This is a genomic window from Orbus sasakiae (genome assembly GCF_039542345.1).
GTDB classification, from domain to species: domain Bacteria; phylum Pseudomonadota; class Gammaproteobacteria; order Enterobacterales; family Orbaceae; genus Orbus; species Orbus sasakiae.
The window spans coordinates 1,631,420-1,651,038 of record NZ_BAABHY010000001.1 but is presented as its reverse complement, the minus strand read 5'-3'; the positions used below and the strand labels follow the sequence as shown (position 1 = coordinate 1,651,038).

Below are 19,619 nucleotides of genomic sequence, written 5' to 3'. Positions count from 1 at the left end.
AAGGGGTGTTAACACGCCCCTTGGTATCCTTAGTTTATCCATTTAGAAGACATAAAGAGGGATATTTGAAGGTTTATGGTTTTCGAGTCCATCTCAGTATTAATAAATTTGTTCAGAACAAAAGTTAAAACCATATCCTTTTCGTGAGCTGCTCAGTATTAAGCCTCTATTTTATAATTTTATTTTTTTGTTGCCTTACTGAATGTTATGTGAAGAATTCACGGAATAAATGTTGCCAAGAAAGCAAAACGAGTTAAGCGCAAACAGGAATATGCGATACTCGGTGCTAGGTAAGGTACAGATAACGATAAGCGGGGAGATGACTGTACCACGGTGCTCAGCGTGACATCGGTTTGAATTATTGTGCAAAATCCGACTTGGGCGACATAATATACTGATAGGGTATCAAGACATGATTACGCCCAAGATAAATGCTTTGATTCGAATCGCCTAATATCAATCAAAGCAATAAACGTTAACGAAGAATTAATGATTACAAATTTTGCTACTGTCAACCGTGAAACCGGATTGTGCTGTGGGTGTAAATTTACCTTTTGCTTTTAACAAGTCAATCAATTGTTGGGCATTCATATCGAATTTAGAGCAAGTATGAAATATTGCATCGGTACCAAATTTTTGATTAATTGCAGCTAATAATGAGGCATCATCATACTGATTGCCAACCATCATATGTAACACTTCGTGACCATGAATTGAACTCATTACATTCTCCTTATTGTGATATTTAAAATTGATTCGTTAATCTGTCTCTTTTCCAGTCATTGCAGTTATGTGCTAATTAGCATTATTTATATTATTTTGAGATTTTATATATCTATCTGATATAATTAAATAAATTTAAAAAAATGACTTTCAACCATTTGATTTTAAACAATTAAAAATAAAGCATTGAATTTATTTAAAATTAACAAATTTCTTACGAAAGATTAAATAATAATTTTCGCCTAAAAGCCCTCTATCCAGTATGTACAATATAAAAATTAGCAGTATGATAGCAACTTCCTTATTTTGATTACGACAATTCTATCAAATGAATACAGTAAACAGAATGATATATGTCATATCATCACAATCTTTCAAGCGTCTTCATAACGCAGTTCGCTGCTGCTCAAATTAATCATTCAATCACAATTCAATTAATGTAAATATTATGAATAACACAAATCATAAAATTCCTGTCGGAATGCTAGGTATTATTAGTGCTGTGGGTATTGTCTATGGTGACATCGGTACTTCACCGCTTTACGTCTTAAAATCGATTATTTATGGTTTACCCGATAATCAATGGGCAAACCCGACTTACATTCTTGGTGCGGTGTCCTGTATTATCTGGACATTAACAATTCAAACTACGCTAAAATATGTCATTATCACATTAAGAGCAGATAACAAAGGTGAAGGGGGGATTCTATCGCTTTATGCACTCATTCGCCGTCGTTATCGTTGGACATTTGTTATTGCAATCATTGGTGCCGCCGCATTACTTGCTGATGGTGCTATTACACCCGCGATTACAATCATCACGGCGGTTGAAGGGCTTAACTCACTTTATTCGAGTATCCCCATTATTCCGGTAACGTTATTGATTATTGTGGTATTGTTTTTAATACAACCATTAGGTACCGCATCACTCGGGCGATATTTTGGCGTTGGTATGACGATTTGGTTTACAACGCTTGCGATATTAGGCTTAAACCGATTACTGCCTAATTTAGAGGTATTGGCGGCATTTAATCCACTGTATGCAATACAATTTATAATTAACGCGCCAAATGCGTTAATTATTCTCGGTGCTATTTTTATGTGTACAACGGGTGCGGAGGCGTTATATTCAGATTTAGGGCATTGTGGGCTTAAAAATATTCGTATTTCATGGGGATTTGTTAAGACCTGTTTGATTATCAATTATTTGGGACAAGCTGCGTGGATAATTCATAATCCTGAGAGTGTTAATCCAACAATTAACCCATTTTATATGATGATGCCTGAATGGTTTAGGTTGATCGGTATTATTATGTCAACAGTGGCGGCATTTATTGCTTGTCAGGCATTAATTAGTGGTGCTTTTACCATTATTAGTGAAGCCATTTCATTAGAATTATGGCCAAATGTGCACATTCGTTACCCAACCTTAATTAAAGGTCAAATGTATATCCCTTCTGTCAATTATATACTCTTTGTCTTATGTGCTTTGATGGTGCTAGGTTTTGGTTCATCCGTCAATCTTGAAGCGGCTTATGGCCTTGCCATTACACTCAGCATGTTAATGACGACAATTTTATTATTTTTCTATTTTATGAAAAATAATAAACCACTTTGGTATAGCGTGCCGTTGACGTTTTTCTTTTTAGTGATTGAATGTGGGTTTTTTGTTGCCAACATTCAAAAATTCTTCCATGGTGGTTATGCATCGATTTTAATCGCCGGCTTTGTTTTTGCTATTATGTATGCTTGGTATTGTGGCCGACGCTTAAAACGTGAATACAATACTTTTGACCGTTTAGACAGTGACTATTTAGCCAAAATTGTGGCCGTCAGTCACGATAAAACCGTGGACAAAGTGGCGACGCATCTTTTCTATTTAACCCGTGCACAAAGCCCACACTCCATTGAAAGTAAGATCAGTTATTCTTTATTTGAGAAAAAGCCAAAACGTGCAGATACCTATTGGTTTGTCGGTATTAATCGTATGGATGAACCCTATCAGTTTGATTATGAAATTGAAATATTAGTGCCTTATAAAGTGTTTAGGATTAACATTAATTTAGGGTTTAAAGTCGACATGCATGCAGAGCAGTATATTCAATTGATTGCAACAAAAATGGAACAACAAAAACTGGTTTGTTTATCTTCACGATATTCATCCTTAAAAGATAAACGTGGTGATAGCTTGTATGTCATTGTTGAACGAACATTACGTAATGTTGATATCTATTTTATCCAAAAACCATTATTAGTGTTGTATACCTGGATTAAACGTAAATTTACGTCTGATACTGAAATGTTTGACTTAGATCCGACATCGACATTGATTGAGTATGTACCGATTGTTGCAAATGAGTATGAAAAAGATAGTGAAACATTAAAACAACTGATTGAACAATCCCAAATGAGTATTACGGGCGAACTTCCACCAGAGGATGGCGATTTTAACTGTGATCGCCACCATCAATAAACGGTGATAGGTCAAAATCTCTTAATGGTAATCAAGCCATGATTACGTTATACTACGTGAGTGTATTGGCTTGATAATCTGTTTAGTCGAGAACATTGTGAGGGTAAGATATGTCAAATTCTATTAATAAATGTAAAAGTAACGAAACAGCGGCGTGCTGTTGTGTTGATGTCGGTACGATTATCGATAACGAAGATTGTACCGCTGAGTATGAAAATGTGTTTACATCTGAATCATTAGCACAAGAAAAACTCCAAGCGTTAACACAAGCTGCTAGAGATGTTGAGTCAGAGCCTTGTCAAATTGTTAGTCAAATTGATAACGTTGAAGATGGGTATCAACTTTCCGCCAAATTCCATTTTTGCTGTGGCGCTGAATGCTTGATTTTTCAATTAAAATTGCGTTAATCATTTTACTATTGCCAATAAATTTAAGATGCAGTATTTACTATCAATGAAAATGTTGCATCTTTGCTTGACGAGTTTATCAAAATGAAAGTATATATTATGCGTCATGGTGAGGCCGGTTATAGTGCATCATCAGATTCAAGTCGCCCATTAACACCTTTTGGTGAAAAGCAATGTAAATCGATTGCTCACTATTTTCTTCAGCAAGCGATTACATTTGATTTAGCCCTAGTTAGCCCTTATTTACGAGCTCAACAAACCTTTTCAATTGTTGCTGATCTTGTTTCAGTTAAGCAGACAGAAACCAATGAATTGCTTACGCCAGGTGGCTGTGCAACGCATATTGTTGATAATTTAACCATGTTACCTTTAACGGGTATCGAGTCCGTGCTTATTGTTTCTCATTTACCGTTAGTTGGCTATTTAGTGAATGAGTTATGTCCGCAAATAGCACCACCCATGTTCTCAACTGCTGATGTCGCTTGTATTTCACTATCTCAAGACAGTGAAGGGAAATTGGAATGGTTTCATCATCCACTTTAAAACAGTTTGATGAACTTAATTTACTGACATTACCATTAACAGGGCGTTCGCTAATTGAAGCCTCAGCCGGAACGGGTAAAACTTACTCGCTGGCATTTATCTATTTACGACTTCTTTTAGGAATAGGTGAAAACAATTATCCACGACCTTTATCTATTGAAGAAATTTTAGTTGTTACCTTTACTAAAGCAGCAACCGAAGAATTACGTTATCGCATCCGCCAAAATGTACATCAATTACGACTTGCTTGCATTCAAGGATATCATGCTGACCATGATTATCAGCAGTTGCTCAATCAAATTGACGATAAACCCAGTGCATTAAAACGTTTATTGTATGCCGAACAAAATATGGACGAGGCTGCCATTTTTACTATCCATGGCTTTTGCCAGCGTATGTTAAGTACCTATGCTTTTGAATCAGGTATTTTATTTAACCAGACGTTAGTTAAAGATGAAAGTGCACTTTATTTACAGATTGTGAGTGATTTTTGGCGCGACAATTTTACGCCGTTGCCTGCTGATATTGCACAAGTGATATGGCAAAACTGGGCAGACCCGAGTGCATTATTAGCCGACATTATGCCTTATCTGAATCAAGTCTTGCCAGTAAACGTTAGCTTATCGGCGTCCCCTATATCAGAAATCATTAGGCAATTTCATTCCGATAATATTACTAAAATCAATGTGCTTAAATCGCACTGGCACGATGCAGTTAATGATATTGAAACGCTCATTACCAATTCAGACGTGAGTAAGCGTTCATATAGCAAAAGTAACCTACCAAGATGGTTGACTACAATATCTGAGTGGGCAACCAACCCAACAAGCGATTATAGTGTGCCATCAGAACTGGTTAAATTTACACAAAGCGAACTCAATAGCAAAACGGAACCTGATAAACGCATCGCGGAGCACCCATTATTTACAGAGATTGAACAATTTTTAGCAACTGAATTTAAGCTGCGTAATGTTATCTTATTTGATATCGTCAACGTGATACGTCAGCAAGTAACCAAACAAAAATTTGCGCTTGCTCAAATGGGGTTTAATGACTTACTGAGTTTTTTTAATCAAGCATTGCATGGTGATAATCGCGCCGCCTTGGTTAAACAAATTCTTAATCAGTATCCTGCTGCGATGATTGATGAATTTCAAGATACGGACCCCATTCAGTATCAAATATTTGATACAATATATCATCAAAGACCGCAATCGTGTTTACTGTTTATTGGCGATCCTAAACAGGCCATTTATGGTTTTAGGGGCGCGGATATTTTTACTTATATCAAAGCGAAGTCATCGGTCGATCATCAATTTACGATGCTAACAAATTGGCGTTCAAGTGAAAACATGGTCAACGCGGTGAATTGTCTTTTCATTCGTCAAACACGGCCGTTTATTTTTGCCGAAATTCCCTTTATTGAAATGAACAGTGCCCGCAAAAATCAGCATAAAGGACTCTTTGTTGATGAGCAAGAAATCAGTGCAATGCACTGCTATTTATTACCTGAATCGGTGACCAGTAACAGCGATTATTTGCAATGTGCAGCGGAACAGTGTGCAGAACAGATTAGCCAATGGCTATCGGCAAACAGTTATTTACATGACTCCGCATTTGGTGATACAAAAATCCAGTCATCAGACATTGCGATTCTCGTCAGGACAGGAAGAGAAGCTGAGATTATTCAGCAACAATTAACTAAACGTAATATTAAAAGTGTTTATGTTTCAAACCATAAAAGTGTGTTTGAATCATTGGAGGCCCGTGAGGTATTACGAATTTTACAAGCTGTTTTGTCCCCGACACATGAAAGCCACCTACGCAGTGCGTTAGCAACCCAATTAGTGGGTGCATCAATGGCTGATATTGATCGCTTAAATCATGATCCTAGCCATTTAGAAAGTGTGGTGGAGGAATTTAGAGAATATCAATCAATTTGGTTACGATATGGTGTATTGGTCATGTTGCGACGCTTAATGAATCGACGCCACCTAGTCGAAAATCATTTAAGCCTGATTAATGGTGAACGCATTATCACGAACTTTATGCATTTGGCTGAACTTTTGCAAGAAATGTCACAAGATATTGATACACCTCATGCCCTCATTCGTTGGTTAACCAAACAAATTAATCAGCCTGATCGTAATATTGAAAACCATGAACAACGCTTAGAAAGCGATGAAAACCTAATCAATATTGTGACAATCCATAAATCAAAAGGACTTGAGTATCCGATTGTTTTTTTACCCTTTATTGGCATTCATCGTGAGTCAGATAGTCGAATCTATCACGATAGTGCAACGCATAAGCTCAAATTTGCCTATCACTTATCTAATGAGGTTAAAGCGCTGATTGAGCAAGAGAGACTGGCAGAAGACTTGCGCTTATTATATGTCGCACTGACACGTTCTATTTATCATTGCAGTTTTGTTATCGCGGGATTAAAAAAAGGGCGGGCGAATCAGTTGAGTTTAGGGCATAGTGCAATTGGTTTCTTATTACTTGAACAAACTGGCCAAGACTATCAAGGATTGGTTGATGCACTCAATCAATTGGCATCTACCAAAGTCATTCCTGTCGAATTACCGGTTCCTCTGTCAATGTTACATCAAGAGCAAAATCAGTCGAAACTTGAGTTGACAGCCAATGTGTTTAAACGTCAGCTTGATAGCAGTTGGCGGGTCACGAGTTACACGGGATTATTACATGCTTCAAGCTATGATGATTCTCGATCTGCGGGGCTGCTCAACGACATTTTACCGACTTTTGATATCGAAGTTATCGCTGATAATGTTCGTGATGACGAAATGACATTAAGCCATGATAACGATCGCATTATGTATGATATTCACCATTTTCCAAAAGGTGCGATTGTCGGGACGTTACTGCATGAGTGTTTTGAAAATAGTGATTTTAAACACCCTAATACCGATGAGATTGCCGCACAATTGGTCACAAAGCTAAACCTAGAATCTGCTTGGTTAACACCGTTATCACAGTGGTTTAGTGATGTACTGCATGCACCGTTACAGCAACGTTTAAGTTTGTCTGATTTATCACTCGAGCAGCGATTAAATGAACTTCAGTTTTATTTACCGATTCGTCAAGAAGTTTCTGCATTGCAGTTAGACCGTCTTTGTAAGCAATATGATCCTTTATCACAACAGTGTGATGTATTAAATTTTTCGACTGTACAAGGTATGTTAAAAGGGTTTATTGATATGGTATTTGAGTGGCAAGGTAAATATTACATCGTCGATTATAAATCAAATTATCTTGGTGAAACGCTCGACGATTATCGTCAAACTTCAATTGAAGAAGCGATGTGTGAACACCGTTATGACTTACAATATCAACTTTACGCTTTAGCTTTACATCGCTATTTGAAAAGTCGCATGATTCATTATCACTATCAAACCCATTTTGGTGGTGTTTATTACTTATTTGTACGCGGTATGACGACTGGCGATAAATCGCATGGTATTTTCTATACCAAACCGGATATTCAATTTATTGAGCAATTAGATAAACTCTTTGGTTAGCCAATAATATCGTCAAATATCACAGCCAGTTAATCATTCTATCCATCTTAAGCAAAACGTACCACATTTCGCTACGGTTTGTCATGAAATTGACATACTCTTTTTTTATACTTTTATGGAACATTCGCTTGGCTAAACCCCGTTTTAGCTGTGATTTTTGTGTATAAGAAGGAAGCAAAATGAAACGAAAAGTGACAAAAACCATTATTGCCGCAGTACTTGCTACAACCAGTTATGTTGCCTCAGCTAAAACCGATATACAGTGGTGGCACTCAATGAGTGGTTCACTGAATGAATGGGTCAATGATTTAGCTACACGTTTTAATGACAGCCAAGATGAATACCGTATTGTTCCTGTTTACAAAGGAGAATATGAACAATCGATGTCCGCGGGCATCGCGGCATTTCGTGCGGGCAGTGCACCTGATATTTTACAAGTTTATGAAGTTGGAACGGCATCAATGTTTTACTCAAAAGGGGTGACCAAATCCGTTACTGAGATCATGAACACGGCAAATATTCCATTTAATCCTGCCGATTACATTCCTGCCGTGAGTGGTTATTACACTGCGCCAAGTGGTGAGATGTTATCGTTTCCATTTAATAGCTCAACGACGGTGATGTTCTATAATAAACATGCATTTAAACAAGCAGGGCTTGATCCTGAAAAAGCGCCTAAAACGTGGACTGAATTGCGGACCGCCGCAGACGCGCTAAAAAAAGCAGGAAGCCAATGCCCATTAACAATTTCATGGATGGGGTGGACGCAACTAGAAAGTTTTTCAGCGTGGCATGACGTTCCTTTTGCCTCTAAAAATAATGGTTTTGATGGTTTAGATGCTCGATTAGTCTTTAACTCACCACTGCATGTTCGTCATATCGAAAATTTAAGTGACATGGCTAAAAATAAATTATTTGTTTATAAAGGCCGAGCGAGTGCTTCTCAGCCAAGTTTCCTATCTGGTGAATGTGCGATGTTTATTGGTTCTTCAGCATCTTATTCCTCAGTAAAACGTGATGCAAAGTTTGATTTTGGTGAAGCTGCTTTACCTTATTATGAGGATGTTAAAGGCGCACCACAAAATACCGTCATTGGTGGTGCAAGTTTATGGGTGATGGCGGGTAAACCACAAAGTCATTACCAAGGGATCGCACAATTCTTCCAGTTTTTATCTGATCCGCAAATTCAAGCCAATAATCATATGTTAACAGGCTACTTACCCATTACGCTTAAGGCTTATCAAATTACTGAACAATCTGGGTTTTATCAACAAAATCCGGGTACCGATATTGCCGTTGAGCAAATGATCCGTAAAACGACAGAGCGTACACGCGGTATTCGATTAGGCAATATGCTACAGATTCGCGCGATTATCGATGAAGAAACGGAGCAAGTTTGGACGGGTCAAAAGACGGCCAAACAAGCTTTAGATAGTGCTGTTAAACGTGGGAATGTGTTACTTGAACGTTTTCAAACGATTAATCAATAAGTGTGTTTATGAGTAGGGGATAACCCTACTCAGCTTGTTTTGACTATATGTGAAAAGCCTATGAAACTTTATTACAGTCACTATCGCTGGTTGCCTTGGGCATTATTGTTGCCACAATTGCTGATTATTCTGATTTTCTTTTATTGGCCAGCCGTACAAGCTTTATACCAGTCTTTTCTGATGCAAGATATTTTTGGTGCGGTTAGCTACTGGGTTGGGTGGGATAATTTTATTAATTTGTTTGCCGATCCAACTTATATCCAATCTATTTACACAACGCTCTACTTTGCTTTTTGGGTTACGCTACTTGGCTTGATGATATCGTTATTATTGGCTTTTTTTATTCAAAAAATTGTACGAGCATCACTTTATTATCGTACTGCTTTGATCCTGCCTTATGCGATTTCACCTATTGTAGTCGGTGTATTGTGGACGTTTATGTTCTCGCCTTCATCTGGGGTCATAACCTACTGGCTAAAAAAATTAGGTATTGACTGGAATTATCAAATGGATGCAGATCATGCCATGTGGCTAGTGATTATGGCATCGATTTGGAAACAATTGTCTTATAACTTTATTTTCTTTTACGCCGGTTTACAAGCCATTCCCAAATCACTCATCGAAGCGGCGGCAATCGATGGTGCCGGTCCCTGGCGACGTTTTTTTACAATTCAATTGCCATTACTTGGGCCTACCACATTTTTTTTGTGTGTCATTAATATTGTGTATGTCTTTTTTGATACCTTTGCCATTATTGATGCACTAACGCACGGCGGCCCAGGTAAAGCGACATCTACATTAGTGTATCGTATTTATTTTGATGGATTTAAAGCAATGGATTACGGCAGTTCAGCTGCACAGTCAGTGATTTTAATGCTATTTGTATTACTCCTGACCGTCATTCAATTTCGTTATATTGATCGAAAGGGGAAAGGGCAATAATGGTAGAGAATCGTCCATGGTTAACATTTTTTTCTCACTGCGTTTTAATCATCAGCATTTTATTCATCTGCTTCCCGCTTTATTTAGCAATGGTTGCATCAACACAAACCAGCGCTGAGGTTTTGCAAGCACCAATGTCATTAATACCAGGTAGTCACTTAGTTGACAATTATTGGGCTGCATTAACGGGACAACAATCCTATGGTATTTCACTGCCAGTATCACGCATGTTATGGGTGACATTAGTGATAACGGTTATCATTACTTTTGGTAAAATAGCGATTTCATTGCTGTCAGCATTCGCGATTGTTTATTTTCGTTTCCCTTTCCGTAAAACCTGTTTTTGGCTTATTTTTATTACCTTAATGCTACCTGTTGAAGTTCGTATTATCCCAACTTATGACGTGGTCGTAAATTTGCATATGATTAACAGTTATGCTGGTTTTACTATTCCCTTAATTGCTTCAGCAACAGCAACATTTTTATTTCGACAATTTTTTATTACGGTACCTGATGAGTTGATGGAGGCGTCAAGAATGGACGGGTCTGGCGCTTTAACCTTTTTTAAAGATGTGTTAGTTCCTTTATCCATTCCAAGCATTGCCGCTTTATTTGTTATCCAGTTCATCTATGGCTGGAATCAATATTTATGGCCACTCTTAATGGCCACGGATGAGTCCATGTTTCCGCTTTCAATTGGTTTGCGACAAATGATTGGTAATGGTGATGTGCCCGTTGATTGGAATTTGGTTATGGCCAGTGTGGTATTAATGCTCATTCCTCCAATTACCGTCATCTTAGTGATGCAACGTTGGCTCGTTGATGGTTTGATTGATACTGAAAAATAACGCATGTGCACCATTGCGTCACTTGAGTGTGAAAGAGAAAAAACAGGAGGTCCATCTTATGGCTGCCGTATTATTAGATAATATTACCAAGCATTATGGTAAAAAGAACCAACAAGCACCATTGATCCTCAAAGGTATTAATGCCCAAATCGATGATGGTGAATTTATAGTGGTTGTCGGTCCATCAGGGTGTGGTAAATCTACGTTATTAAGAGTTATCGCAGGATTAGAAATGCCAACCAGTGGTAATATTGTGATTGGTCATAAAACGGTAACGGCTTTAGAACCTTCACAACGCGATATTGCAATGGTATTTCAAAATTATGCTTTATATCCGCATATGACAGTTAAACAAAATATGGCATATGGGATTAAACTTGCCAAAATGCCTACCCATGAAATTGAAAGACGCATCACACAAACCGCTAAGATGTTGGATATTGACGGTATTTTGGATAAAAAACCAAAACAGTTATCTGGCGGACAACGACAACGAGTTGCAATGGGACGGGCAATTGTGCGTCAACCGCGGTTATTTCTGTTTGATGAGCCCTTATCTAACTTAGATGCGAAATTAAGGACGTCAACTCGACTAGAAATACGCCGTCGTCATCACGAAATTGGAATTACCTCGCTTTATGTGACGCATGATCAAACCGAAGCGATGACTTTAGCCGATCGTATTATCGTGATGAACAAGGGCAAAATTGAACAGTTTGCAACACCGTATGACATTTATCACCAACCCGCATCGACGTTTGTCGCCAGCTTTATGGGATCCCCCGCGATGAATTTATTGAATGTTCAAATCTTCAATCAAAAAGTATGCTGTGATAATACAATATTTGAAGATATCATTATTCCCACGTCGATTCAAAATAGCGGTAAGTCAAAATGGATTTTAGGCATTCGGCCTGAACACCTTACCATTGTCCCTTATGGTACAAAACATGCGTGGCAAATTGATTCAACCATGGTGGAAACACTCGGTGCCGAACAATTAATTTATGCCAAAATCGATACCCAGCCAATTATTATTCGTACGGCTAATCAGTCACATTTAAAGGATTTTTCTCGGCAAAATAATCAGTTATTTTTGCAACTGGATCAGACCAAATTACACTGGTTCGATGCAGAGAGTCTATTAAGTGTAGCCTCGTAATTGGTCTGCTTACGCTTATTAATGATTTTAAAAGAATAGGACATTATGTATGACATTATTGAATTATCCTTATCCGAATTTAATTGCACATCGTGGTGCCGGTCACCACGCTCCCGAAAATACATTAGCGGCTTTTCGTTATGGTGCTCAACATGGCTACACGATGTTTGAGTGTGATGTCAAACTATCAAAAGATAAGCAATTATTTTTATTGCATGATGATACGCTTGACCGGACCACAAATGGACAAGGTTCACCGAAACAGCAAGCTTGGGCAGATCTGTCTTGTCTTGATGCTGGGGGGTGGCATTCATCACTGTTCACCGGTGAATCATTAGCTCGATTAGACAATATCATGCAATTTATCCTTCATAATCGCTATCAGCTGGATATTGAATTAAAAGCAAATCCGGGGGAAGAGTATGAAACAGGTAAAGCATGTGTCACGCTTCTTGAACAACATTATCCCTTTACTGCGCAGTCACATTATCCCTTTTTATTATCTTCATTTAGTCCGCTTGCACTGCAAGCAGCATTCGATCATCAAATCGACATTCCTCGTGCGTTATTACTTCATCAATGGCATGACAATACGTTTGACTTACTTGAACAGCTTGATTGTCGCGGTTTGATAACTAATTACCAGATTATTTCAAAGAGTATTGTTGAACAGTGTCATCAACAAGGTCGGTTTGTCATGGTTTATACCGTTAATGATGCGGCAAGTGTTGCCCAAATGTATGACTATGGTGTGGATTCGGTCATTACTGATAACATGAAATTAATGCAATCTCATTGCTGATTTTTCAGGCTGATCTTGAGGATATCATCAGCTAATTATTCGATAAGGACTTACTTATGAACAAGAGTTTAACATTGCAGGCCGTGATTTTTGATTTAGATGGTACATTAATTGATTCTGAACCCTTGTTGCAACAAGCCAAAAACACGGTTCTCAATGATTATGGTTATGATACAAAGTATTTTTATCAACATTCTGGGGTATCAACAACCGGTGTGCGTATCACTGACTTAGTCAGACGTTTTCAGACTTATTTTCCTGATGTGATTGCTGATAATGATAAAATTACCCATGATATTTTAAATTTTGCTTTAGAGAAAATTAAAGCTAATCCGCCTATCTTACCTGGTGTGATGGAAGCCATTGAGTGTTGTAAATCATCAGGATTACGTCTTGGATTAGCGTCTTCATCACCTATTTACTATATTGCAACGGTGATTGAGTTGCTCGGTATTAGTAATGATTTTGAGTGTAAGTTATCGGCCGATAAACTTGATTATGCAAAACCCCATCCTGAAGTTTATCAACTCGCAGCTGAAAAATTAGCGTTATTACCCGAACAATGCGTCGCAATTGAAGACTCCATTGTTGGAATGATCGCAAGTAAAAGCGCAAATATGCACTCAATTGTCGTCCCTTCTTCAATGCAATACGAATTGCCACAGTGGGGGTTAGCGGATATTAAATTGCCATCGTTATGTCATCTGACTCAGCAGCATTTTTTAACATTATCTTAACCGCTAAACGTTTAACTAGCCGATTATGAATAAATTGTGATTAGCCGATATCATCTTTGATTTTCGTTAAATTATTGTCATAACCTATGATTATAGTGTAAAAACCGCGGATAAATTCAAAAACGATGTGGAATGCTTGTTTAGAAAAGATGTCATCGGGTATTTTGAGGCCCAGCTACTTTTTGGGCGGTGATTTAATTGGTTCAATATAATGATATATCATCATTGACCGCAGTATAGGCAAAACCGTACTGCGGCATGCATCAAAATGATATTTTATTCTTGATAGGGTTTGATGACAAACACACAAATTGCCGACACCAGTAGTGGTAACGCCAGGATTAAAAAATAATAACCTCGTGGTAATTCTGCTGCAATCAAGAGTCCGGCAACATAGGGACCAAGTGTTGCACCTAAACGAGCTAATCCCAGTACAATCCCAGTACCTGTTGCACGAATTTGCGGAGGGAATACAGCGGGCGCAGTTGCATAAAGTCCCGCCATGGCGCCAAATATGGTAAAGCCGATAAATGCAATTAACGTAAATAATAGTGGTAACACATTTGCACTAAATCCAAAGGCTGTGACGACGATAAAAGCCGTTACCAGCATGAGTGCGGCGACGTTTTGTACTGAGTATTTTTTTGAGAACCAACCTAACAGTAATCCACCTGCAATCCCAAAAATATTCATGACTAACGAGCCGGTGATACTTAAATCGGTTGAATATCCCAAACTGACTAAAATCTTAGGTGTCCAATTTGCTAAAAAATAGAACGAACACATTAACATAAAATTACTCACACACAGTAAAATAGTCGATTTTAATATGTTTGGCGCTAACAGTAATTTAAAACTTTTTTGGTGAGTTTCAATTGATGCCTGTGGAAAGCTGCTACATGTTTGTAATCCAAGTTTACTTAGCAGGTGATTGAGTTTATCCAGTGCGTTGTTACTTTTTTTGGTTAGAATGAAATCAAGTGATTCGGGTAATTGAAAAAATACCACGGGTATCATCAAACAAGAGAATACACCACCAAAAAAGAACACATATTGCCAACCAAAGTGTTTAATTAAATAGATTGAAATAACGCCACCAATTAATGCACCTACTGTGTAACCTGCAGCCATAATACTGATTGCCAAAGAGCGATAACGATTTGACGAGTATTCAGCAACTACGGTATTAATTCCCGGTAAAATGGCCCCCATACCCAGACCTGTGAATATGCGTGAAATCACTAATTCGGTATGGTTTGTTGATAAACCCGATGCAAACATTCCAACTGTTAGGATGACTAAACAACATAGGATGATAAAACGTCGACCAAATTTATCGGCAAACGGTGAAATGATCAATGCTCCAATAACCATACCGGCTAATCCAGCGCTGAATAAAACACCGAGTTGTTGAGGTGCAAGCCCCCATTGTGCAGAAATAGATGGCGCTACAAATGCGATAGTTAACACGTCAAACCCATCAATTAAGCTAATGAGTACACAAACGCTCACTGCAAAAATTTGAAAGGGACTCATGGGATTGTTGTATATCGTCTGTTTTATTTGGCTGACATTCATATTATGTGTTCTCTATACAGTAAAATGAGGGCAAAAATAGCCCAATTACCGCTATGACGGCGGTAATTTTATGATGTTAAATGGGGTTATTTTATTTCGAGTGAGCCCCAAACATCGTTAGCAATATCAACCGTCAATTTTAGTTTGGCGCGTTGATCGTCAACGGTCACATTGTTACCATGCACAGTACTACTAAAACCACATTGTGGTGATAGTGCCAACTGATCGAGTGACACGTATTTTGCGGCTTGATCAAGGCGACGTTTGATATCATCTGGATTTTCAAGTTGTGGGAATTTACTGGAAATTAAACCTAAAATTGCGATTTTACCTTTTTGTAAATATTTTAATGGTTCAAATCCACCACTTCGTTCATCATCATATTCAAGGAAATAACCATCTAATTTCATTTCGCTCAATAGTGCTTCAGCAACTGGACCATAATTACCACTTGCAGCAAATGTACTTTTAAAATTACCGCGGCAAAGGTGAATAGATAAGATCAAATCTTTTGGTTTTAAATCAACCACCTTATTAATAAATTCAGCGTATTTGTAAGGTAATTGATTCGGATCATCGCCACGTTGACGTGCTGCTTCACGCATCTTTTCGTCACAAAGATAAGCAAGGTTGGTATCATCCATCTGAACATGGCGACAACCTGCTTTGTATAATGATTCAAGTTCTAGCGCATAGGCTTTAGCAACATCATTATAAAAGTCTGGATCTAAAATCGGATACGCGGCCTCATCAATCCCACCACGGCCACCACGAAAATGTAGCATAGTCGGTGATGGAATCGTCACTTTTGGAACTGACGTTGGGCTTGATTGGCTTTTTAAGAAATTAAAGTCAGCGAGTTGGATATCTTTAATATGTTTTACTTTTCCAGTAACGCGGATATTGGGTGGTAATAGTTTTTCTTTACCGTCACTATCAATCACTGTGCCGGGTGCGTCAGTTGTCACACCGCCAAGCTGTTGTAAAAAGTCTAAATGGAAATAAGTACGACGAAACTCGCCATCTGTCACACTGCGAATTCCTGCATCTTCTTGAAATTTGACAATTTCACTGATGGCTTTATCTTCAACAAGACGTAATTGTTCAAAGGTAATTTGTTTATTGGCAAATTGTTCACGAGCATCGAGTAAAAATTTAGGGCGTAAAAAACTACCGACGTGGTCTGCACGAAAAATAGGGTAAGTGCTCATAGTGTATTCCTTTTATATTCTGTTATTTACATCTAAAGACGTTTAGACGTCTAAATGAGAATAATTATAGAGGGCAAGGGTTTCAATTACTAATTGAATTTGTATATAGTTAGATATAGTAAAAAACTATAACAAATAATCTGAACATTTCAAATTAAATATAATCCGCCATAATATTTATTAATTACTGTATAAAAAAACGTTATTTAAATCATTTTTATCTACTAAAAATACATTGATAATGATACAGTTTCGCCTTATTTTAAGAATTAGGAAAACAATATGGTTCATCACCAACATCCCTTAGTCCGATTTTATTTTAAAGTTGGGTTAATCCCACAAATAATATTAGGTTTAATTTTAGGTATTACACTAGCATTCATTTCTAAAGATGCTGCAATGAATGTGTCATTATTAGGTCACTTATTTATTAATGCATTAAAATCTGTTGCGCCTATTCTTGTATTAGTTTTGGTCATATCATCAATTGCAAATCACCAACATGGCAAAAAATCCAATATGAATACCTTAATGGTGCTCTATTTTGTTGGGATGATGTCTGCCGCGCTTTTAGCCACCGTGGTGAGTTTCGTTTTTCCATCACACATTACCATTGTTGAAAACGTACAAGAAATTGGTTTAACGCCGCCAAGTGGTGTTAAACAAGTTTTAACCACGCTATTAGGTCGAATGATAGATAATCCTGTCAATGCATTAGTTCAAGCGAATTACATTGGTTTAATTGTGTGGGGAATTGGGATTGGTTTAGCATTACGTCATGCCAATCAAACAACGAAAACGATGGTGGCGGATCTTTCTTATTCTATCTCATTTATTGTAAGAATTATTATTCGCTTTGCGCCATTAGGGGTATTTGGCCTTGTTGCTTCAACGCTTGCAGAAACAGGTTTTGCTGAATTATTAAACTATGGTCACTTACTTATCGTGTTAGTCAGTTGTATGTTAATTGTGGCATTGGTTATCAACCCATTGTTAGCCTTTTTTGTGATGCGTAAAAATCCTTATCCTTTAGTGTTGACATCATTAAAAGAGAGTGCAATTCCAGCGTTTTTCACCCGAAGCTCTGCTGCCAATATTCCGGTGAATATGGAACTGTGTAAACGACTGAAAATGGACGAAGATACCTATTCTGTTGCAGTACCATTAGGTGCGGCAATTAATATGTCTGGTGCGGCGGTCACCATTACCGTACTTACCCTAGCGACAGTCTATTCAATGGGCATTAGTGTTGATATATACTCTGCGGTATTGCTATGCATTGTGACATCAGTTTGTGCGTGCGGTGCGTCGGGAATTGCGGGCGGTTCACTATTATTGATCCCGGTTGCATGCAGTATGTTTGGTATTCCAAATGAGATATCTGTAAAAGTCATTGCGATAGGGATTACCATTGGGGTTATTCAAGATTCAGTCGAAACGGCACTTAACTCATCAAGTGATGTGGTCTTTATTGGGGCGATTTCTTCATCACTTAAAGATAAAAACGCCAAAATAATATCTTCTGATAACTTGTAATAACCAGTTGATTAGGCTTTATTCGCCCTATTGAATAGTAATAGGGCGCTTATTTTAAAATATCCCCATCCATGATGATAAAACTATTGGCTTTCTGAATTTAACTGTATATAATCACATAATCTGTATAAAAACACAGGAATAAAGTATGAAACCACTTACAGAGCGTCAACAGCAAATTTATGACTTGATTAAGCTCCATATTCAATCAACCGGGATGCCGCCCACTCGTGCCGAAATTGCTTCACAATTAGGCTTCCGTTCAGCAAATGCAGCAGAAGAACATTTAAAGGCGTTAGCGCGTAAAGGGGCGATTGAAATGATTGCCGGTTCTTCACGAGGTATTCGACTTTTACTTGAAGAAGAAGAGGAAGAAGGCTTACCATTAATTGGGCGTGTTGCAGCAGGTTCCCCAATCCTTGCCCAAGAACACATAGAAAGTCGTTATCAAGTAGATCCAGCACTATTTAAACCTAATGCTGACTTTTTATTACGTGTTAATGGGATGTCAATGAAAGATATTGGGATTTTAGATGGCGATTTACTGGCTGTACATAAAACACAAGATGCCCGTAATGGCCAGGTTATCGTTGCACGTATTGGCGAAGAAGTTACCGTAAAACGTTTAGAGCGTAAAGGCACTAAAGTGCGTTTGTTAGCTGAAAACGATGCGTTTTCACCCATTGAGGTTGATTTGCAAAAACAAGAGTTTTCAATTGAAGGTTTAGCAGTTGGTGTCATTCGTAATGGGTCGTGGATGTAATTGTGAATGAATTCATGTAAAATGACCAAAATTACCAGCAATGAGGTGAAAGGAAATGTGGCTATTTTGGTTATTTGAAGCATTGGGGTTTATCGCGGTTTTAGTGCTAATATTTATCTATTGTCGTTTTCGTAAACAGGGATTTTGGTCGTTTGTTTGGCAAAAGTTAAAATGGGTTTCATTAGCTATCGTTGCAGTTTGGTTGATCATTGCTATTTTATGTTGGAATCACCTCTATAGTGCCACTCAATGTTATTTCCGTGGTTTGAGCATGAAAGCCAATACAAAATATTCTATTTATTTAGGTGAATGTCAAATTGAAACGCCAAGAGGATCATTTATTCCTATTGATAGAACTCGTTCGTTACCAGATGGTAGCAAATCGGGTGATGAAGGCTCGCACGATGAGTACTATGGTTACTAAGTAAGATTGACATAAATAAAACGCGACATAAACGTCGCTTTTTTTATTTAAATTAGAGACCTTTACTTGGGTCATAATCAAAAGCAATTAATGAATCAGTCCCTTTTTCTAATAATGGGATAATCTGATTGGCAACCTCTAAATGTGTCGGATGATACAGATAAATATCACGATCTTCAGCATTATCAAATTCCATTTCAAAACCATAATCAAATCCGTGATTCATACCTTCTTTACTGTCATATTTACCAAACTTGAATGATTTAATTTGTGGGATGGGCTGGCGCAAACCATCAAGTAAAGCAAACGCATGTTCAATTTGTGTTTTTGGTGTATCAGATTTAAATTGTAAAAAAACGATATGTTTCATCATGTTGCTATCCCTTATTGTGAGTTTTTTATGGTAGAGCTATTTTCCTACTATATCTAAATTAA

17 protein-coding genes are annotated in these 19,619 nt (G+C 37.7%); 13 read left to right on the top strand and 4 right to left on the bottom strand.

Annotated elements, in window-relative coordinates:
* Positions 1 to 486 precede the first annotated feature (486 nt).
* Complete coding sequence (locus tag ABEA36_RS07245) at positions 487 to 723, bottom strand: YecH family metal-binding protein (protein WP_345490372.1); 237 nt, start codon at positions 721 to 723, stop codon at positions 487 to 489.
* A 448-nt stretch (positions 724 to 1,171) separates the two neighbouring features.
* Between ABEA36_RS07245 and ABEA36_RS07240 the strand changes: the two genes are divergently transcribed.
* The 10 genes from ABEA36_RS07240 (at position 1,172) to hxpB (ending at position 13,672) form a co-directional block, all read left to right on the top strand.
* Positions 1,172 to 3,196: a KUP/HAK/KT family potassium transporter gene (locus ABEA36_RS07240; RefSeq protein WP_345490370.1), complete on the top strand. Its 2,025-nt coding sequence runs from the start codon at positions 1,172 to 1,174 to the stop codon at positions 3,194 to 3,196.
* 110 nt (positions 3,197 to 3,306) lie between these two features.
* Complete coding sequence (locus ABEA36_RS07235) at positions 3,307 to 3,603, top strand: YfcZ/YiiS family protein (protein WP_345490368.1); 297 nt, start codon at positions 3,307 to 3,309, stop codon at positions 3,601 to 3,603.
* Between the two features lie 84 nt (positions 3,604 to 3,687).
* A complete protein-coding gene (gene sixA, locus ABEA36_RS07230) occupies positions 3,688 to 4,146 on the top strand; it encodes a phosphohistidine phosphatase SixA (protein ID WP_345490366.1) in 459 nt (152 codons plus the stop codon).
* Complete coding sequence (gene recB, locus ABEA36_RS07225) at positions 4,125 to 7,691, top strand: exodeoxyribonuclease V subunit beta (RefSeq protein WP_345490364.1); 3,567 nt, start codon at positions 4,125 to 4,127, stop codon at positions 7,689 to 7,691. Before sixA ends, recB begins: the two co-directional genes overlap by 22 nt.
* A gap of 179 nt (positions 7,692 to 7,870) precedes the next feature.
* On the top strand, positions 7,871 to 9,181 hold the full coding sequence (gene ugpB, locus ABEA36_RS07220; RefSeq protein WP_345490362.1) for a sn-glycerol-3-phosphate ABC transporter substrate-binding protein UgpB: 1,311 nt from the start codon (positions 7,871 to 7,873) through the stop codon (positions 9,179 to 9,181).
* Positions 9,182 to 9,241: 60 nt separating this feature from the next.
* The gene (gene ugpA / locus ABEA36_RS07215; RefSeq protein WP_345490360.1) at positions 9,242 to 10,123 is read left to right on the top strand and encodes a sn-glycerol-3-phosphate ABC transporter permease UgpA; all 882 of its coding nucleotides are present in this window, start codon (positions 9,242 to 9,244) and stop codon (positions 10,121 to 10,123) included.
* Complete coding sequence (ugpE, locus tag ABEA36_RS07210) at positions 10,123 to 10,971, top strand: sn-glycerol-3-phosphate ABC transporter permease UgpE (protein WP_345490358.1); 849 nt, start codon at positions 10,123 to 10,125, stop codon at positions 10,969 to 10,971. The genes ugpA and ugpE overlap by 1 nt, the downstream gene beginning before the upstream one ends.
* 58 nt (positions 10,972 to 11,029) lie before the next feature.
* Positions 11,030 to 12,133 carry an ABC transporter ATP-binding protein gene (locus ABEA36_RS07205; protein ID WP_345490356.1) on the top strand — a complete coding sequence of 368 codons (1,104 nt, stop codon included), beginning with the start codon at positions 11,030 to 11,032 and terminating at the stop codon, positions 12,131 to 12,133.
* 49 nt (positions 12,134 to 12,182) lie between these two features.
* Positions 12,183 to 12,935 (top strand): glycerophosphodiester phosphodiesterase family protein, encoded by a 753-nt coding sequence (locus ABEA36_RS07200; RefSeq protein WP_345490354.1) that lies wholly within the window; start codon positions 12,183 to 12,185, stop codon positions 12,933 to 12,935.
* A gap of 56 nt (positions 12,936 to 12,991) precedes the next feature.
* Entirely contained in the window at positions 12,992 to 13,672 is a 681-nt protein-coding gene (hxpB, locus tag ABEA36_RS07195; RefSeq protein WP_345490353.1) for a hexitol phosphatase HxpB, read from the top strand.
* Between the two features lie 276 nt (positions 13,673 to 13,948).
* Here the strand turns inward: hxpB and ABEA36_RS07190 are convergent, their stop codons facing one another.
* A complete protein-coding gene (locus tag ABEA36_RS07190) occupies positions 13,949 to 15,208 on the bottom strand; it encodes an MFS transporter (RefSeq protein ID WP_345490351.1) in 1,260 nt (419 codons plus the stop codon).
* Between the two features lie 128 nt (positions 15,209 to 15,336).
* A complete protein-coding gene (locus tag ABEA36_RS07185; RefSeq protein WP_345490349.1) occupies positions 15,337 to 16,461 on the bottom strand; it encodes a 5-methyltetrahydropteroyltriglutamate--homocysteine S-methyltransferase in 1,125 nt (374 codons plus the stop codon).
* Between the two features lie 282 nt (positions 16,462 to 16,743).
* Here ABEA36_RS07185 and sstT point away from each other — a divergent pair, with 282 nt between their 5' ends.
* The 3 genes from sstT (at position 16,744) to ABEA36_RS07170 (ending at position 19,184) form a co-directional block, all read left to right on the top strand.
* A complete protein-coding gene (gene sstT / locus ABEA36_RS07180; RefSeq protein ID WP_345490347.1) occupies positions 16,744 to 17,997 on the top strand; it encodes a serine/threonine transporter SstT in 1,254 nt (417 codons plus the stop codon).
* A gap of 148 nt (positions 17,998 to 18,145) precedes the next feature.
* Positions 18,146 to 18,760, top strand: a complete 615-nt coding sequence (lexA, locus tag ABEA36_RS07175; RefSeq protein WP_345490345.1) for a transcriptional repressor LexA — start codon at positions 18,146 to 18,148, stop codon at positions 18,758 to 18,760.
* Between the two features lie 55 nt (positions 18,761 to 18,815).
* Positions 18,816 to 19,184 carry a hypothetical protein gene (locus tag ABEA36_RS07170; RefSeq protein ID WP_345490343.1) on the top strand — a complete coding sequence of 123 codons (369 nt, stop codon included), beginning with the start codon at positions 18,816 to 18,818 and terminating at the stop codon, positions 19,182 to 19,184.
* A 52-nt stretch (positions 19,185 to 19,236) separates the two neighbouring features.
* Here the strand turns inward: ABEA36_RS07170 and ABEA36_RS07165 are convergent, their stop codons facing one another.
* Entirely contained in the window at positions 19,237 to 19,557 is a 321-nt protein-coding gene (locus tag ABEA36_RS07165) for a Dabb family protein (protein ID WP_345490341.1), read from the bottom strand.
* Positions 19,558 to 19,619 lie beyond the last annotated feature (62 nt).

What these genes read in the sequence shown, in the direction of transcription:
- ugpB (WP_345490362.1), top strand. Translation starts at nt 7,871, where the DNA reads ATGAAACGAAAAGTGACAAAAACCATTATTGCCGCAGTACTTGCTACA.
- ABEA36_RS07235 (WP_345490368.1), top strand. Translation starts at nt 3,307, where the DNA reads ATGTCAAATTCTATTAATAAATGTAAAAGTAACGAAACAGCGGCGTGC.
- hxpB (WP_345490353.1), top strand. Translation starts at nt 12,992, where the DNA reads ATGAACAAGAGTTTAACATTGCAGGCCGTGATTTTTGATTTAGATGGT.
- ABEA36_RS07200 (WP_345490354.1), top strand. Translation starts at nt 12,183, where the DNA reads ATGACATTATTGAATTATCCTTATCCGAATTTAATTGCACATCGTGGT.
- ugpA (WP_345490360.1), top strand. Translation starts at nt 9,242, where the DNA reads ATGAAACTTTATTACAGTCACTATCGCTGGTTGCCTTGGGCATTATTG.
- ABEA36_RS07170 (WP_345490343.1), top strand. Translation starts at nt 18,816, where the DNA reads ATGTGGCTATTTTGGTTATTTGAAGCATTGGGGTTTATCGCGGTTTTA.
- ABEA36_RS07185 (WP_345490349.1), bottom strand. Translation starts at nt 16,461, where the DNA reads ATGAGCACTTACCCTATTTTTCGTGCAGACCACGTCGGTAGTTTTTTA.
- recB (WP_345490364.1), top strand. Translation starts at nt 4,125, where the DNA reads ATGGTTTCATCATCCACTTTAAAACAGTTTGATGAACTTAATTTACTG.
- ABEA36_RS07190 (WP_345490351.1), bottom strand. Translation starts at nt 15,208, where the DNA reads ATGAGTCCCTTTCAAATTTTTGCAGTGAGCGTTTGTGTACTCATTAGC.
- ABEA36_RS07245 (WP_345490372.1), bottom strand. Translation starts at nt 723, where the DNA reads ATGAGTTCAATTCATGGTCACGAAGTGTTACATATGATGGTTGGCAAT.
- sstT (WP_345490347.1), top strand. Translation starts at nt 16,744, where the DNA reads ATGGTTCATCACCAACATCCCTTAGTCCGATTTTATTTTAAAGTTGGG.
- sixA (WP_345490366.1), top strand. Translation starts at nt 3,688, where the DNA reads ATGAAAGTATATATTATGCGTCATGGTGAGGCCGGTTATAGTGCATCA.
- ugpE (WP_345490358.1), top strand. Translation starts at nt 10,123, where the DNA reads ATGGTAGAGAATCGTCCATGGTTAACATTTTTTTCTCACTGCGTTTTA.
- ABEA36_RS07205 (WP_345490356.1), top strand. Translation starts at nt 11,030, where the DNA reads ATGGCTGCCGTATTATTAGATAATATTACCAAGCATTATGGTAAAAAG.
- ABEA36_RS07240 (WP_345490370.1), top strand. Translation starts at nt 1,172, where the DNA reads ATGAATAACACAAATCATAAAATTCCTGTCGGAATGCTAGGTATTATT.
- lexA (WP_345490345.1), top strand. Translation starts at nt 18,146, where the DNA reads ATGAAACCACTTACAGAGCGTCAACAGCAAATTTATGACTTGATTAAG.
- ABEA36_RS07165 (WP_345490341.1), bottom strand. Translation starts at nt 19,557, where the DNA reads ATGATGAAACATATCGTTTTTTTACAATTTAAATCTGATACACCAAAA.